The following is a 16,765-nucleotide window of genomic DNA, read 5'->3' as shown; positions in this document are numbered from 1 at the left end:
CGGCAGAAACGAAGTTTAGAGGAACAATCCTGGTCCGGGTCGCGTTCCTTCGGGGAATCTGACGCCTACTTTCTGGATCTTGTTCCCGTCCATGGTGGCCACGGTCCAGATCGTGCCATGCCATTCGACCTGGTCACCTACTACTGGAGCGCCTCCGACCTTCTGTCGGATGAACTGGGCCAGCGGCATTTTCGCGTCCAGGCCGTCGAGTTTCAGGCCGTACAACGCTGCCACCGCACCCAGTTCGGCATCGCCTTCGAGCACGAAGTCGCCGAAGAAACGCAGGTCGAGGCCACGTTGTGGTGCCTGGCTGAACAGTTTGCCAAGGGCCGGCAGGTTATGTTCGTGGCCGATCACGCAGAGCATGTCGCCTACTTCCAGTACCGTACTGCCGGACGGGTGCAGCAGCTGCTCGCCCCGGAACAGCGCGGCGATCCGCGTGCCTTCGGGCATTTTCAACTCGCGCAGGGCGGCGCCGATGCACCATTTTTCGGCGCCCAGGCGGTAGACGAACATTTCCCACTCGCTGGTGATGTGCACTTCCAGGGCGGAGCGGGAGATTGGTGCCGGGTCTGGCGGTACTGTCACTTTCAACAGCTTGGCCATCCACGGCAGGCTGGTGCCTTGCACCAGCAGCGACACCAGCACGATGAAGAAGGCCAGGTTGAAGAACAGCTGGGCGTCCGGCAGGCCGGCCATCAGCGGGAACACCGCGAGGATGATCGGTACCGCACCGCGCAGGCCGACCCAGGAGATGAAGCCCTTTTCGCGGCCATGGAAAGCCTTGAACGGCAGCAGGGCGGCGACCACCGACAGCGGCCGCGCCACCAGGATCATCCATAGCGCCAGGCCCAGCGCCGGCAGGGCGATGGGTAGCAGGTCGTGGGGCGTGACCAGCAGCCCCAGCACCAGGAACATGCCGATCTGCGCCAGCCAGGCCATGCCGTCGAGCATGTGCAGGATGCCGTGGCGGCTGCGAATCGGCTTGTTGCCCAGCACCAGGCCGCACAGGTACACGGCAAGGAAGCCGCTGCCGTGCAGGGCGTTGGTCAGCGAGAACACCACCAGGCCGCCGGCGATCACCAGGATGGGGTACAGGCCGCCAGCCAGCTTGATGCGGTTGACCAGTTGCAGCATCAGCCAGCCGCCGCCCAGGCCCAGCAGCCCGCCGATGCCGAATTCGCGCAGCAGGTGGGTGAGCAGGCTCCAGTGCAGGCCGGTCTGGCCGCTGGCGATCATGTCGATCAGGGTGACGGTGAGGAACACTGCCATCGGGTCGTTGCTGCCCGACTCGATCTCCAGAGTGGCGGTAACCCGCTCGTTCAGGCCTTTGCCGCCGAGCAGCGAGAACACCGCCGCAGCGTCGGTAGAGCCGACGATGGCGCCGATCAGCAGGCCCTGGATCAGGCTCAGGTCGAACAGCCAGGCGGCGACCAGGCCGGTGAGGGCGGTGGTGATCATCACGCCGATGGTGGCCAGCGACAGCGCCGGCCACAGCGCCACGCGGAAACTCGCCACCCGCGTGCGCAGGCCGCCGTCGAGCAGGATCACGGCCAGCGCCAGGTTGCCCACCAGGTAGGCGGTCGGGTAGTTGTTGAAGATGATGCCGCCACCATCGACCCCGGCGACCATGCCGACGGCGAGGATGATGACCAGGATAGGGATGCCCAGGCGCGACGACAGCGAACTGACCAGGATACTTGCGCCCACCAGCAATGCGCCGATCAGGAACAGGCTGTTGATGGTGCTTGCATCCAAAGGCAGGTACTCCGGGGACCGCAGGGGGGAGGGGACTTGATAGCATGACGCTAGCAGGTCGCGTGCCAAATGATTCTAACCTGATGAATTGGCAGGCTGTAAAGCGTTTCTGCAGATGAAAAAAAGGCACCGCGGTGGGTGCCTTTTCCGGTGTTGCCTGGGCGGGCCCTTTCGCGGGTGAACCCGCTCCCACAGGTACTGCACAGTTTTCAAAACCTGTGTGAGCTCTGTGGGAGCGGCTTTAGCCGCGAAGAGGCCGGTGCAGGTTTACGCCTGCTTGACTTCACGCATCGGCTTGCCCTTCACCGGTGCATCGCCCGCCACGTAGTACTTGGCGGTGCTGCGCGGCAGCGGCTTGCGGCCACGGATCTTGTCCGAGATTTTCTCGGCGATCATGATCGTGGTGGCGTTGAGGTTGCCGGTGATGATCAGCGGCATGATCGACGCATCGACCACGCGCAGGCCCTTCATGCCATGCACGCGGCCTTCGCCGTCGACCACCGCCATGTCGTCGGTGCCCATCTTGCACGAGCAGGACGGGTGGAAGGCGGTTTCGGCGTGCTCGCGGATGAACTTGTCCAGCTCTTCATCGGTCTGCACGTGCGCGCCCGGGCTGATCTCACGGCCACGGTACGGGTCCAGTGCCGGCTGGGCCATGATTTCGCGGGTCAGGCGGATACCGTCACGGAATTCCTGCCAGTCCTGCTCGGTGGACATGTAGTTGAACAGGATGCTCGGGTGTTGGCGCGGGTCCTTCGACTTGGCCTGGATGCGGCCGCGAGCAGGCGAGCGCATGGAACCCATGTGCGCCTGGAAGCCGTGTTCCTTCACGCCGTTGGAGCCGTTGTAGTTAATGGCCACCGGCAGGAAGTGGTACTGGATGTTCGGCCACTTGAATTCAGGGCGGGTACGAATGAAACCACCGGCCTCGAACTGGTTGCTGGCGCCGATGCCGGTGCCGTTGAACATCCACTCGGCACCAATGGCCGGCTGGTTCCACCACAGCAGCGACGGGTACAGCGACACCGGCTGGGTGCAGGCGTACTGCAGGTACAGTTCCAGGTGGTCCTGCAGGTTTTCACCAACGCCCGGCAGGTCGTGCACAACCGGGATGTCGAGGCTTTCCAGCAGGGCGCGCGGGCCGACGCCGGAGCGCTGCAGCAGTTGCGGCGAAGCGATGGCGCCGGAGCTGACGATGACTTCCTTGCGGGCGCGGGCTTCAACGCGCTCTTCGCTGTCACCGACCAGGTAGGTCACGCCGATGGCGCGCTTGCCGTCGAACAGCACGCGGTCAGTCAGGGCGTGGGTGACGATGGTCAGGTTCGGGCGCTTCTTGGCCTGGTCCAGGTAGCCACGGGCGGTGCTGGAACGGCGGCCGTTCTTGGTCACCGAACGGTCCATCGGGCCGAAGCCTTCCTGCTGGTAGCCGTTGAGGTCTTCGGTGCGCGGGTAACCGGCCTGCACGCCGGCCTCGACCATGGCGTGGAACAGCGGGTTATTGCCAGCCTTTGGCGTGGCAACGCTGACCGGGCCTTCGCCACCGTGGTAGTCGTTCGGGCCGATGTCGCGGGTTTCGGCTTTACGGAAGTACGGCAGGCAGTCCAGGTAGGTCCAGTCTTCCAGGCCTGGCAGTTCTGCCCAGCCGTCGAAGTCCATGGCGTTACCGCGGATGTAGCACATGCCGTTGATCAGCGACGAGCCACCCAGGCCCTTGCCGCGGCCACATTCCATGCGGCGGCCGTCCATGTACGGCTCCGGGTCAGTCTCGTAGGCCCAGTTGTAGCGGCGGCCCTGCAGCGGGAAGGCCAGGGCGGCCGGCATCTGGGTACGGAAGTCGAAGCGGTAGTCGGGGCCACCGGCTTCCAGCAGCAGTACGGTGACGCCGGCGTCTTCGGTCAGGCGGGTCGCCAGGGTGTTACCGGCCGAGCCGGCACCGACGATGATGTAATCGAATTCTTGGGACATGAAAGTACCCTCGTGTTGGCGGTGATCAGGGAGCGGGAACGCCCGTGCGCAGAGGCACGGGCGTGGCTGGACAGGGCCTTAGAAGACCGAGTTGTAGCCGCCCAGCTCGACCTGGACCGACTTGATGCGAGTGTATTGAGCCAGCGAGCTGACGCCGTTCTCACGGCCGACGCCCGACTGCTTGTAGCCACCGACCGGCATTTCGGCCGGCGATTCGCCCCAGGCGTTGATCCAGCAGATACCGGCTTCCAGCTTGTGGATGATGCGGTGGGCGCGGGTGATGTCGTTGGTGCAGACACCGGCAGCCAGGCCGTATTCGGTGTCGTTGGCACGACGGATGACTTCTTCTTCGGTTTCGTAGGTGAGGATGCTCATCACCGGGCCGAAGATCTCTTCCTTGACGATGGTCATGTCGTCGGTGCAGTCGGTGAACACGGTCGGGGCCACGAACGCGCCCTTGGCGAAATCACCGGCGGTCAGACGTTCGCCACCGCACAGCACGCGGGCACCTTCTTCCTTGCCCTTGGCGATGTAGCCAAGCACGCTTTCCATGTGCTGGAAGCTGACCAGCGGGCCGAAGTTGGTGTTTTCGTCTTCCGGGTTGCCAGCGCGGATGCGGGCAACGCGCTCGACGATCTTGGCCTCGAAGGCAGCTTTCATTTCAGCCGGGATGAACACGCGGGTGCCGTTGGTGCACACCTGGCCCGAGCTGTAGAAGTTGGCCATCATGGCGATGTCGGCGGCCTTGTCCAGGTCGGCGTCGGCGCAGATGATCAGTGGCGACTTGCCGCCCAGTTCCATGGTGACTTCCTTGAGCGACGAGCTCGAGGCGCTGGCCATGACCTTCTTGCCGGTGGTGGTGCCGCCGGTGAAGGAGACTTTTTCGATGCGTGGGTGCTCGGTCAGCCAGGTGCCGACTTCGCGGCCGCTGCCGGTCAGGACGTTGAACACGCCGTTCGGCAGGCCGGCTTCGGTGTAGATCTCGGCCAGTTTCAGGGTGGTCAGCGAGGTGACTTCCGACGGCTTGAAGATCATCGCGTTACCGGCGGCCAGGGCCGGGGCGGATTTCCACAGGGCGATCTGGATCGGGTAGTTCCAGGCGCCGATACCGGCGGTCACGCCCAGCGGCTCGCGGCGGGTGTAAACGAAGGACGATTCACGCAGCGGGATCTGCTCGCCTTCGATGGCCGGAACCAGGCCAGCGTAGTACTCCAGCACGTCGGCGCCGGTGACGATGTCGACGTAGCGGGTTTCCGAGTACGACTTGCCGGTGTCCAGGGTTTCCAGCATGGCCAGCTCGTCGTTGCGCTCGCGCAGGATCTCGACGGCGCGGCGCAGGATGCGCGAACGCTGCATGGCGGTCATCGCGGCCCAGACTTTCTGGCCACGCTCGGCGCTTTCGACGGCCTTCTCGACGTCAGCCTCGGTGGCACGTTGCACGTGGGCGAGGACTTCGCCGGTAGCCGGGTTGATGGCTTCGAAGGTGGCATCGCTGCCAGCGTCGACGTAAGCGCCATCAATGTAGAGTTTTTGCGTTCCGAAACGGGCCATAGTGTCCTCGCAAGTGCAGTGTGTGGTTTGGCTTGCGCGTCACGCTCCTGCCGGGTTGGCAAGGGCCGTGCGCGTTGGTTCAGCGGCCTGGTCGTTTGTACCCAGGGTGTGCTGTTTAGCCAGTTGTAGATCCATGTATTCGTAAGCAATCCGTATCGCCTGGTCGGTGTCGAATGCATCACCCGACAGGGCGCCACGCAGCCACAAGCCGTCGATCAAAGCTGCCAGGCCGCGGGCTGCCTTGCGCGCATGGTAGAGCGGCAGGGTGCGGCGGAACTGGCAGCACAGGTTGGAATACAAGCGGTGGTCGTTGATCCGCTGCAACCTGTGCAAATCGGGCTGGTGCATGCTGGAAGCCCAGAAGGCCAACCAGGTTTTCATTGCCGGGCCGTTCACCTGGCTGGCATCGAAGTTACCCTCGATGATCACTTTCAGGTGGGCGCGCGGGCTGTCGTCCGTCAGGGCCTGGCGACGTGCTCTGACACCTTCGTTGAGCATGTTCATGATGTAACCCATCGTCGCTGCGATCAGGCCGTTCTTGTCCCGAAAGTAGTGACTGATGATGCCGTTCGACACACCGGCCAAACGGGCAATCAGCGCAATGCTGGCGTCGCCCAGTCCGACCTGATCGACCGCCTGCAACGTGGCTTCGATCAACTGCTGGCGGCGGATGGGTTGCATACCGACCTTGGGCATCTTGCTATCTCCTCAGGCCTGCGAGCAGACGACGGGCGGCTGACTCGGCGAAGGCCAGTCTATTTTGTTTTGATTGAACGTTCAATCAATAAAGAATAAGCTCTGCGACAATTTGTGCCATTGACAGTTTTTCAGGCGGTCGAGAAGGCACGGATTGACACCCCAGGAAATCGCGTAACCCCCGGAATACAAGGCGTTGACGGGCATGAGCGATGCGAAATGCAGATTCTGCCGTGCGGTCATGGACCCTGCGGCGGGCCCTTGGAGCGGGCGGGGTGATCTGTGACGAATGCGCGCACCTCGGCTGAGGCGTGGCATTTGCAGCAGGCCACCTGTCTGTTTTTTTGCAACGTATCGATTCGGGATCACGGTTTCCAGGGTGCTTTTATAACACCTGATGCAGTGGGGATATTCCACCAATTGCTCGGGAAAGACTGATTAGCCTCCACAGCCGTACTGCCCGGAGCATTCGTGCAATGAGTTCTGCCTCACTTACCAACCCTCCGGCCGAGAGGGTACGGGTCAACCGCGTGGTGTTCTTCACCTCCGCGCTGATGATCCTCGTTCTGACTGCCTTGCTTATCGCTGTACCCGAAACCGCCGGCCAGGTGCTGGGCGTGGCCCAGAAATGGCTGACGCGCACCTTCGGCTGGTATTACATGCTGGTAATCGGCGGTTACCTGCTGTTCGTCATCTACCTGGCCTTCTCCGACTACGGCAAGCTCAAGCTTGGCGGCAAGGATGACCAGCCCGACTTCAGCTATGGCGCCTGGGCCGGCATGCTGTTCTCCTCCGGTATCGGCATTTCGCTGCTGTACTTCGGCGCTTCCGAGCCGCTGGACCACTACTTCAACCCACCGGAAGGCACCTCTGCCAGCCTCGACGCAGCGCGCCAGGGCCTGCAGTTGACCTTCCTGCACTGGGGCCTGCATGGCTGGGCGATCTACGCCCTGGTCGGCCTGGCCGTGGGCTACTTCGCCTACCGCCACAACCAGCCGCTGGCCCTGCGCTCGGCGCTGTACCCGCTGGTCGGTGAGCGTTGGGTCAAGGGTGCTGCCGGCAATGCCGTGGACATCTTCGGCATGTTCGTCACCCTGCTGGGCCTGGTGACCAACCTGGGCATCGGTTCGATGCAGGTGGCCTCCGGCCTGGAATACCTGTTCGGCATGGACCACAGCAAGACCAACCTGCTGATGGTGATCCTGGTCATGGCCGGCGTTGCCACCGTGGCGGCGGTCTCTGGTGTGGAAAACGGCATTCGCCGCCTGTCCAACCTGAACATCATGCTGTTCAGCGGCCTGTTGATCTTCGTCCTGCTGGGCGGCGAAACCCTGCACCTGCTCAACGGCTTCGTGCAGAACATCGGCGACTACCTCAACGGCATCGTGCTGAAAACCTTCGACCTCTATGTGTATGAAGGCGAAGCCGGCAAGTCCGAGCGCTGGCTGGGCCTGTGGACCGTGTTCTACTGGGCCTGGTGGATCTCCTGGGGCCCGTTCGTCGGCATGTTCATTGCCCGTATCTCCAAGGGCCGCACCGTGCGCCAACTGGTCAGCGGCGTGTTGCTGATCCCGCTGGGCTTCACCCTGGCCTGGCTGTCGATCTTCGGCAACACCGCGCTGGACCTGGTGATCAACCAGGGCGCCGTTGAGTTGGGCAAGACCGCCCTGGAACAGCCGTCGATGTCGATCTACCAGCTGCTGGAATACTTCCCGGCGGCCAAGATCGTTATCGGTGTAGCGGTGTTCGTCGGCTTCGTGCTGTTCCTCACCCCGGCCGACTCCGGCGCGGTGATGATGGCCAACCTGTCGTGCAAAGGCGGCAAGGTCGACGAAGACGCCCCGCACTGGATGGTGGTGTTCTGGTCGGTGGTCATCACCTTGGTCACCATCGGCCTGCTGTTCGCCGGTAACTTCGAAGCGATGCAGACCATGGTAGTGCTGGCGGGCCTGCCGTTCTCGGTGGTGCTGGTGTTGTTCATGTTCGGCCTGTACAAGGCCATGAAACAGGACGTGGCGGTCGAGCAGGAGCGTGCCGAGCTGGCCGCCCGTGGCCGTCGTGGCTTCAGCGAGCGCCTGACCCAGCTGGAACTGCAGCCGACCCAGGCCGTGGTGCAGCGTTTCATGGACAAGCAGGTCAGCCCGGCGCTGAAAGAAGCCGCCGCGCAGTTGCAGACCCTGGGCTTCGAGGTGGAAACCCGGGTTGGCCAGTCGCGCAACATGATGGGCCTGCGGGTGATGATGGAAGAGGGCAACCCGTTCGTCTATGAAGTGAGCCTGGATGGCTACCTGGCCGCGCCGAGCGAAGCGCCGGTGGAAGGTGAGCCGGAAGTGCGCCAGCGCTTCTACCGCGCCGAGGTGTACCTGCACGATGGCAGCCAGGAGTACGACCTGATGGGCTTTGCGCCGGAGCAGATCGTGCGTGATGTGCTGGATCAGTTCGAAAGCCACCGCCAGTTGCTGGGGCGTGTGTACAGCTGATTCTTGAGCGATGAGGAGGCCCTGCAAGACGCAGGGCCTTTTTCATGGGCAAGCAATAATTAGCCCGGGCGTCGTACAAGTTTGCTTCAGCCTGCCGGTTTTCTTCCGGAGGCATGCTTCATGAAACGTTCCGCTATTTCCACATTCGATTTTCAGTACGCCGCAGCCAGTCAGTTCAGTGATCGGCCGACATTGCGGCAGGTGACCAGCGAGAAGCTGTGGACCGTGCTGCTGGGGAAGCTGCCCTGGCTTGCCTTTGTGAAGCCAGCGCTGTCCAACGCCGACCCTCTCATGCTGGATAGTCCCGATCCCAGTACGCCTTACTGGGGCACGCAACCGCTGGTCGACCGTGTGCTCCAGGCATTGCTCGAAGCACAGCCGCTGGACATCGAGCCTGTCGGTGAGCGGCATCACAAGCTTGCATTGACATCCTCATACCGTTTTCCTGGCTCGGAAAGCGCGTTCGACACCCGCCAACTGAGCGGCATGTCCGACGCGCTCGACGAGCTGGTAAAGCAGTTGCCACGGCTTTTCTGCGAGGCACAGCTCGAATACTGGAATGCCAAGGGTAGTGCAGGGGTGAGCCGTGACCAGTGGTTGCAACTGCTGCTCAGGACTGCACTCTTGCGTGGCCTGCCTCTGCAAGGGCTGGACGTTCAGGAGCAGGCCTGCATTCGCGGATTGATCCGCGGTGGTGCTGCTCAGCCATCGGTCTGTTTCGTGAAAGCCAGCCTGACTTGTGGGTCGATTCAATACGACCAGATGCTCAGTCACCTGCTGGTCACTGGCGATTACGATGAGCGGCAGGTGGTGCTCTGGTGCGCGCCGTCCGGTATCACGCGCAGCTTCGCTTCCTTGGCTGATTTCGGCGAAGCGTTGCGCAACGAACTGGCGCGGCACTACAGTTTCCAGAGCCTGTCGTGGACGCGTCAGCCGGTTGAGGGCAACGTCTTTGCCCAGCAGGTTTCGCTGTTGCTTGAGTCCATGTTCCAGTCTTTCGACCTGATGCGCTTCAGTGGCTTGTCCGATGTGGCGGCAATGGAGAGGCGTTTCGCCGACCTTAGCGACCCGGCGGCCTGGTTCGTACGCTACGAAGACGACACGCCAGCCACCATGGCCCCGCCAGGGCTCAGGGCCAGCGCTCCCCAGGACAGCTTTGCCTGTCGCGCCGCGTTGTTGCAGCTCGCCCTTGACCAGTTGGATGCCGGGGGTGTTTCGGTGCTGGACGGCATCCAGTCATTGACGGCGTATACCGCGCAGCAACTGGGCGAGCAGATGAAAAAGGAGCACGGGGACGAAACCTCTCCAGATCACCTGCTTCTCGACCTGTATATCGCTCGGGGTGTGCCTGGCGGCGCTGCGACAGGTGCCGGCGGCGGCGAGCCACTGGCGTTCGTGGGTACCAAGTCGCTTACCGAATTTGCTATCGGTAACCTTGCTTCGCTCAAGGGCGCGGAGATCAAAAAGGTCCGCCATCAGAAGGGCATCACGCCCCCGAAGTGGCTGGATGCCAATGCTGCGAAGCGACTGGTGACCCAGGTAGACATTGGTGGCCGTTACCCAGCCTATGTTGCCGAACAGTTCGATGATCAGGCCATGCGCGCCGAGCGCATCGTGCGTTTGGCCAGGGAATGGCGAAGCGCGTTTCTTTCCAGCGCCCTTTCGGCCAGGCTCGACGCCAAGGTCTCCGAGGTGGGTTTACAGTGCGTGGTGGATTTTTGCGCAGGTCATCAGGACCCCTTGGTTCCGCGCATGTCCCTGATCCCCCTGGCTTTCAGGCGCAGCCGTCATTCGCGCGAGGAAGACGATGTGCGCGGCATGTACTTGCTGTTCTGCGCCGAGCCGGCAAAGGTTCTGCTGTACCGCCCGCTATATCGACAGGACACGGTTCGCGAGTACGCAAGTCTTGAGGCCTTGCTTGCACATATTCGTGAGTCGGCTCTCTTCCAAGAGAGCATTCTTGACTGGATCGACCCGACCGCGCGCGACGTATATGCAGAGGGTGGTTTCAGCGAGCCGCACATTGTGAGTATTGGTATCGACCCTTATACGCTCCCGGCCAAGCCGGAGCCGGCGATGCTCGACCTGAAGCTGTGGCGCAACAAGGTTGACGAGAAAATCTACCAGGCCAATCGAGATCTGCTGGTCGAGCTGGCAGGGCTGGAATCTGTATCTGACGCCGAGAGCCGCTGGCAGCTCCTGTGCGAGGGCGCCTGGCTGTTGTTCGATGTGGTGACTCAGGCGATACGCGGTCCGGTCGCGTCTGTGGCCTGGTTAGTACAGTTTCTGGCTTCGCTGCAAAACGACTTGACCGTGTTGGAGCAGGGTGGTGAGTTCGATCGGTCCGCTGCAGTGGCCGACTTGTTGCTCAACCTCGGGATGACGCTGCTGCATGCCCATCAACCGAAGCAGGAGACAGTGCCCACAAGACGGCTGCCTGATGTTTCACTGTTCGAAGGGCCTGACCGGCAAAACGGCGCGTTTGCCGAACTTGCTATCGAGGCGCGTGAAGATCCGGAAGGCAAGCTGGGCGAACTGGGCAGCCAGGTGCTGGACTTTTCCTGGCGCGGCCAGCATGGGTTCAACTGGCTGCCCGCGCAACAGCGGCAGAGGTTGCAAGCCATGAGTTCCAGCGTCTCGGTCAATGGGTTGAGCCCTTTGACTGCGGGCGATGGTGAAGGCCTGTACCAGATCGATAAGAACTACTACGCGGCCATGGCTGGTGATCTCTATAGGGTGGAGTTGCTGGCTGAGGGAGTTCGGGTAGTCAACGCGACTGGCGGTTACGGGCCCTGGCTGGCATTTGTCGATGGGGCTTGGCGGGTGGATACGAAACTGCGCCTTGCGGGAGGGGCTCCCGACTCCAAGACTTCGGTATCGCGCCGCTTCGATAAACTTTACGAAAAAGTTTCCAAGCTGGATGAGGACGTTCCGGCGTTGAAAGCGAAGGTCCAGGCAGTTACCCAGCAGATGATGGCCTTGCACAAAAGCCTTGTGACCATGGAGACGTTGAAGGCGAAAGCGCAGTCTGAGGTGGCTTCGGCCCCTGCAGGTACTGATGTGTCAATGAAGGAGTCGCTGATAGCAAAGTATGCTCAACGAGAAATAGAGGTGAAGGAAAGCATCGCTCAGCAGCGCGAGAAAATCGTTTCGCTGCTGGAAGAGGCCATTGGCAAGATGGATGAACAGCTAAAGCTGTTGATCACGATGGCAGAACCCAAGTATGCCAAATCTCGCCATAACAAAGGGTTGGATGAAATTCTTGACCAGCATCAGGAAAGTGCTCGAATAGAGCTGATTCGTGATTGTGTGTTCGTTTACAACGAGCTGTGGAGCCTGACGGACTATCCGCAACTTGCCGCGCTGCAACGGGCTATCGATGGGAAGCCATTGGCAGAGGTCGGCGAACAATATGCTGCGTTTCGTATCAAGCTGGAGCAGGTGGTGGAGTATCAGGACCGCATGCTCGCCATACGAGTGCACCTGGACAATTTGCTGGCCGAGTCGCCGGTTGAGCTTGTCATACCTTCCAACCCCCCTGGTGACCATCGCACAGTGGGGCATCTGATCGACGAAAGACCGTTCTCGACCGTGCAGATGCGCTTCCATCAGGTGCAGAACCTGGCAGACATGGCCTTGCACCTCAATGCTCCCGGCGACCCTCAGACAGTCGCCCGCTACCGGGACGAACTGGTCAGTATGGCCTTGCGCAATGCCGCAGAGACTCATGGGGAGCTTGACTTCGCGAATCTGTCGGCAGACGACCGCATCGTGATCTTGCAAGAGGCATGGGATGAATACTCTGCCGCAATACTCAATAGTGCCCGCATTCTCCGCGAAGGTGGCGACCTTATCGAACCCGCAATGCTCGAGCGGTATCGCAACCATGTAGAGCAACTGAAGGAAGATGCGGGAAAGCGGTTGGTTGCCGCGATTTCGGAGCAGGACGGTGGAACGGTCGCGCAAAAGCGCACGCCCTACAAGGTGTCTACCAAAGAGCAGCGAGTGGTGCGCAACCTTGCTGGGCAGTTGATGATCGGGGTGGAAAGTACGGTAGACGAAAGCCAGATCGTGGAAGTGCGCGAGACGTTCAGTGAAGAAGTACTGGCAACCTTCGACCTGGTGGATGGGGAATGGCGACAGCGGGAAAGCAAGCGCCCTTCATTGGCGGACGAAGCTACTCCAACAGACCTGCCCATGTGGGTACAGGTGCTTCTGGACGAAAGCGATTCCGTGCGGGAGCAGGCCGAGGACTATGTCAAGCACGACATCAAAGGGGCGTTGCTCGAGCAGTTGTTCGACCAGCATCTGGAAAAGCTGAATCAGGCGCTCGGAGTGGTGCGGGATGCCGGAGGAAACGACAAGTTGGTCAGGACGCTGGAGCTGGAGCTGGACAAGTTGGATGCAGAGAAAACATTGCAGATGACCACGCTTTATACCGACACCAAGTATCCGTCGGCCGAAGGCTTGCAGTATCTCCACAAAAAGGGGCTGATACAGGTCGAATATGTGGAGCGGCGCACCATGCAAGATGGCAGCGCTTTTGACGAATACCGGATCCGGCGTCTACCGAGCAAGCTGAGCCTCTGGGCTGCACACTTCCATTTACCCTCGCTGGACGCTAACGCTGATGATTTCACGGTAGGTCACCTCAAGACTTGGAAGCAGCGCAGTTTGAGTAGCCAGGCCGCTGCAGCCGCGGGCCAGCGGGTGCACAGGGGAAGACTTACGCTGGCCGAGGCCCGAGGAATCATTCCTTTCAGTTGAGCCGGCCAACGGGGGCAGTGGGGTGGTGCCTGACATGTGCAGGCATCGTCTGATTGCCCCGCTCGGCAATCATCTGTTCCAGGCCGATCAGCTCTATGCCCTGGCGCTTCAGCCGGGGCAGTTCGCGTTCGAGCACTTCGAGGGTTTGCGGATAAGGGTGGCCGATCAGCACGGCTGAGCCTTGTTTGCGAGCCAGTTCGACCCCGAGCTGCAATTCGTTGCCGATGGCCTCGACCGTACGTACGTTGTCCAGAAAGACATCGCGCGATACCTGTGCCAGGCCCTGGGCCTGAGCCTGGAATGCAGCCACCGTGGCAGCGCTGGTGCGGCTGTCGACAAAGAACAGGTGCCTGCGTTGCAGGTCGGCCATCAACATCGCCATTGCTTCGGGTTCGGCGGTCATGCGGCTGCCCATGTGGTTGTTGATGCCGACTGCGCACGGCACCTGCGCCAGGGCGGCGTCCAGGCGCCTGGCCAGCTCCGGCAGAGGCGTGCCAGGGTGCCAGGCATAGGGCCCGGTGGCCGGGTCCATGGGCATGTGCAGGATCACCGTCTTGCCAGCCTTGTGCGCCTGGCGGGCGAAGGTGGTGGCATGCGGGGTGTCGGGCATGATCGCCATGGTCACCGGGCCGGGCAGGGCCAAGGTACGGCTGTCGCGCTCGCTGCTCTGGCCCAGGTCATCGATGATGATGCTCATGTAGGCCTTGCCGGCCGGCGCCGCTTGCGCGGCCCCGGCCATCAGGCAGAACAGCAGACACAGCAGATAACGCATGGGGTGGGTCAGTCGCCCTTGGTGATGTTCAGGCCTTTGAGCAGGCTCAGGGCCTGGCTCAGCTGGAAGTCGTCATCCTGCGGGCGTTCCTTGCGCTTGCCGCTGCCGGTCGGGCGGTCGGCACCACCGTTGCCGTTGCCCAGGTGGCCCTGCAGGTCGGCTTCCTTGAAGTTGTCGGTGTCGGCTTCGGCGGTGAGCTTGGCCGGGCGCACTTCGATGTCGGGGACGATGCCCTGAGCCTGGATCGAGCGGCCGTTGGGGGTGAAGTACAGCGCGGTGGTGAGCTTCAGCGCACGGTCGTTGGCCAGTGGCAGCACGGTCTGCACCGAGCCTTTGCCGAAGCTGTCGGTGCCCATCAGTACGGCGCGTTTCTGGTCTTGCAGGGCGCCGGCGACAATTTCCGAGGCCGAGGCACTGCCGCCGTTGATCAGCACTACCAGTGGCACGCCGTCGCTGGCGTCGGCCGGGTCGGCAGAGAAGCGCAGCTCGGAGTTGGCGATGCGGCCCTTGGTGTAGACGATCAGGCCCTTGGTCAGGAAGTGGTCGGCCACTTCCACCGCCGACTGCAGCACGCCGCCCGGGTTGTTGCGCAGGTCCAGCACCACGCCGCGCAGCTTCTTGCCGTTGTCCTTGCGCAGCTTGGCCAGGGCCTTGCCTACTTCGTCGCCGGTCTTGACCTGGAACTGGGTGATGCGGATGTAGCCGTAGTCGTTCTCCAGCAGCTGGCTCTTCACGCTCTTGACCTGGATGACCGCGCGGGCCAGGGTCACGTCGAAGGGGTTGCCGCCGTCGCGCACCAGGGTCAGGGTGATTTTCTCGCCGACCTTGCCGCGCATCTTGTCGACCGCTTCGGTCATGGTCTGGCCACGAGTCGGGGCGCCGTTGATCTTGACGATCAGGTCGCCGGCCTGCACGCCGGCACGCGAGGCCGGAGTGTCATCGATCGGCGAGACCACCTTGATGAAGCCGTCTTCCTGGCCTACTTCGATGCCCAGCCCACCGAACTCGCCGCTGGTGCTTTCCTGCAGTTCCTGGAAGTCCTCGGGGCCGAGGTAGGCCGAGTGCGGGTCAAGGTTGCTGAGCATGCCCTTGATGGCATTTTCCAGCAGGGTCTTGTCCTCCACCGGCTCCACATAGGCCGCCTTGATGCGGTCCATGACCTCGGCGAAGGTGCGCAGCTCTTCAAGCGGCAGTGGCGCCTTGGCGGTCACCTCGGTGGCCGGTACTGCGGCCGGCTTGGCCGGCTCCGCGGCAGTGGCCAGGGGCGCGCCGACCGCCAGGGCGATGGACAGGGCCAGCTGGGTGAGACGAGGCGAGTGCAGCATGTCGAACGAACTCCTGATCCTGTAAGCGCTCCCTGGGGAGCATCGGCGCAGCCCGTGGGCTACCCCGTAGAAATTTGACTAGCCCCGGCACCACTGCGAAGGGTCGGTAGGCCGGCCCTGCTGGCGGATGGCGAAGTACAAGCCGGCAGCGTCCTGGCCGCCGCTGTCGCCAACGGTGGAAATGGCCTCGCCAGCCTTGACGATATCACCGGCGCTCTTGAGCAGGCTCTGGTTATGGCCGTACAGGCTCAGGTAACCGTTGCCATGGTCGAGAATGACCAGAAGCCCGGCACCGCGCAACCAGTCGGCGAACACCACGCGCCCGCCGTGCACGGCACGGACCTGGGTGCCCGGGTTGGCGCTGATCATCACCCCGTCCCACTTGGCACGGGCATCGCTGCCGCGGGCATCACCGAAACGTGCCAGCAATCGACCATTGACTGGCCAGGGAAGTTTTCCCCGTGCGGCAGAAAATGCGCCGCCGTAGTTCGCGCCGTCGCTGGAAACCAGCGGGCCCAGGGTGGTGCGGGCCTTTTTCGGTGGTTCCACCGGTTCGCGGGCCTGTTCGCGGGCGGCAGCGGCGGCCAAGGCTTCCTGCTGGCGGCGTTTTTCCGCTTCCTGCTGAGCCAGCAAGGCCTTCTTGCGCGCTTCTTCGGCCTCGCGGGCCTGGCGGGCGAGGGTTTCCTCGATGGTCTTGAGTACCTTGGACAGGTCGGCCTGATCCTGCTCGCGCGATTGCAGCTTCTGGTCGCGGTCCTTCATGTCGCTGTTGAGCTTGGCCAGCACCTGCTGGCGCTTGCCGCGCTCGGTTTCCAGGGCCTGGCGGCGGCTGTCGAGGTCGGCGCGCTGGGCCAGCAGCTGTTGCTGCTGGGTAGCGATTTCCTGTTCGACGTTGGCCAGCTGGCGCAGGGTCTCGTTGAAGGTGCGCAGTTGCTCCAGGCGCGCCTTGCTCAGGTAGTCGTAGTAGGTGAGGGTGCGGGCGAACTTCTCGGGGTTCTGCTGGTTGAGCAGCAGCTTGAGGTATTCCTCGCGGCCGTTCTGGTAGGCCGAACGGGCCTGGATGGCGATCAGTCGCTGTTGTTCAACGCGGGCGCTCTGGAGTTTTTTTTTCTCGGTATCAAGGCGCTCCAGCTCGCCCTCGGTCTTTTTTAGTTCTTGCTGCAGGGCCTCCACCTGCTTTTCGAGGTTGCCGATATCGGTCTCGGTGGCTTTGAGGTCCTTTTGCACACCGGCCTTTTCTTCCTGGAGCTTGCCCAGCGTCTTCTTGAGCTCGGCAATGTCCTGGCGGGTGGCGTCCAGTTGCTGCTGGGTCTGCGCACGCTCATCGGCAAAGGCCGGGCTGAGCAGGCAAGACAGGGCTAGGAGGATCAGGGCGCGAAGCATGGGGTTTGGCGTACCAAGGATGGAGACTGGCCTAGTATGCCCGCGCGGGCGGGCAAAAAAAACGCCTC

Annotated in this window: 9 protein-coding genes; 2 read left to right on the top strand and 7 right to left on the bottom strand. The window is 62.4% G+C overall.

The genetic code is table 11. From position 1 onward, the window contains the following. Window positions 1–15: 15 nt before the first annotated feature. The 4 genes from CAG46_RS01355 to betI form a co-directional block, all read right to left on the bottom strand. Window positions 16–1,758, bottom strand: a complete 1,743-nt coding sequence (locus CAG46_RS01355) for a potassium/proton antiporter (protein ID WP_025340945.1) — start codon at window positions 1,756–1,758, stop codon at window positions 16–18. Window positions 1,759–2,025: 267 nt separating this feature from the next. Then, window positions 2,026–3,723 (bottom strand): choline dehydrogenase, encoded by a 1,698-nt coding sequence (gene betA / locus CAG46_RS01350; protein ID WP_085614616.1) that lies wholly within the window; start codon window positions 3,721–3,723, stop codon window positions 2,026–2,028. Window positions 3,724–3,801: 78 nt separating this feature from the next. After that, the gene (gene betB / locus CAG46_RS01345) at window positions 3,802–5,274 is read right to left on the bottom strand and encodes a betaine-aldehyde dehydrogenase (protein ID WP_025340943.1); all 1,473 of its coding nucleotides are present in this window, start codon (window positions 5,272–5,274) and stop codon (window positions 3,802–3,804) included. Between the two features lie 39 nt (window positions 5,275–5,313). Then, window positions 5,314–5,970 (bottom strand): transcriptional regulator BetI, encoded by a 657-nt coding sequence (gene betI, locus CAG46_RS01340; RefSeq protein WP_085614618.1) that lies wholly within the window; start codon window positions 5,968–5,970, stop codon window positions 5,314–5,316. Between the two features lie 533 nt (window positions 5,971–6,503). On the opposite strand from betI, the gene CAG46_RS01335 reads away from it, so the two are divergent. Next, a complete protein-coding gene (locus tag CAG46_RS01335; RefSeq protein ID WP_237141004.1) occupies window positions 6,504–8,450 on the top strand; it encodes a BCCT family transporter in 1,947 nt (648 codons plus the stop codon). Window positions 8,451–8,570: 120 nt separating this feature from the next. Then, window positions 8,571–13,217 (top strand): dermonecrotic toxin domain-containing protein, encoded by a 4,647-nt coding sequence (locus CAG46_RS01330; protein WP_085614620.1) that lies wholly within the window; start codon window positions 8,571–8,573, stop codon window positions 13,215–13,217. On the opposite strand, the gene CAG46_RS01325 is transcribed toward CAG46_RS01330, so the two are convergent. The 3 genes from CAG46_RS01325 to CAG46_RS01315 all read right to left on the bottom strand — a co-directional run bounded on the left by CAG46_RS01325 (window position 13,210) and on the right by CAG46_RS01315 (window position 16,697). After that, complete coding sequence (locus tag CAG46_RS01325; RefSeq protein ID WP_085614622.1) at window positions 13,210–13,989, bottom strand: divergent polysaccharide deacetylase family protein; 780 nt, start codon at window positions 13,987–13,989, stop codon at window positions 13,210–13,212. The genes CAG46_RS01330 and CAG46_RS01325 overlap by 8 nt on opposite strands. Window positions 13,990–13,997: 8 nt before the next feature. Further along, the gene (locus CAG46_RS01320) at window positions 13,998–15,314 is read right to left on the bottom strand and encodes a S41 family peptidase (RefSeq protein WP_085614624.1); all 1,317 of its coding nucleotides are present in this window, start codon (window positions 15,312–15,314) and stop codon (window positions 13,998–14,000) included. Window positions 15,315–15,392: 78 nt separating this feature from the next. Then, window positions 15,393–16,697 carry a murein hydrolase activator EnvC gene (locus CAG46_RS01315; RefSeq protein WP_015272119.1) on the bottom strand — a complete coding sequence of 435 codons (1,305 nt, stop codon included), beginning with the start codon at window positions 16,695–16,697 and terminating at the stop codon, window positions 15,393–15,395. Window positions 16,698–16,765 lie beyond the last annotated feature (68 nt).

This window comes from Pseudomonas sp. B23(2017), assembly GCF_002113725.1.
Lineage (GTDB): Bacteria > Pseudomonadota > Gammaproteobacteria > Pseudomonadales > Pseudomonadaceae > Aquipseudomonas > Aquipseudomonas putida_Z.
Note: the sequence above shows the minus strand (reverse complement) of the source record. Positions and strands in the feature narration are given on the sequence as shown.

Excerpts from the sequence above, each read along its gene's own strand:
- betA (WP_085614616.1), bottom strand. The coding sequence starts at position 3,723 with ATGTCCCAAGAATTCGATTACATCATCGTCGGTGCCGGCTCGGCCGGT.
- betB (WP_025340943.1), bottom strand. The coding sequence starts at position 5,274 with ATGGCCCGTTTCGGAACGCAAAAACTCTACATTGATGGCGCTTACGTC.
- betI (WP_085614618.1), bottom strand. The coding sequence starts at position 5,970 with ATGCCCAAGGTCGGTATGCAACCCATCCGCCGCCAGCAGTTGATCGAA.
- CAG46_RS01330 (WP_085614620.1), top strand. The coding sequence starts at position 8,571 with ATGAAACGTTCCGCTATTTCCACATTCGATTTTCAGTACGCCGCAGCC.
- CAG46_RS01325 (WP_085614622.1), bottom strand. The coding sequence starts at position 13,989 with ATGCGTTATCTGCTGTGTCTGCTGTTCTGCCTGATGGCCGGGGCCGCG.
- CAG46_RS01320 (WP_085614624.1), bottom strand. The coding sequence starts at position 15,314 with ATGCTGCACTCGCCTCGTCTCACCCAGCTGGCCCTGTCCATCGCCCTG.
- CAG46_RS01315 (WP_015272119.1), bottom strand. The coding sequence starts at position 16,697 with ATGCTTCGCGCCCTGATCCTCCTAGCCCTGTCTTGCCTGCTCAGCCCG.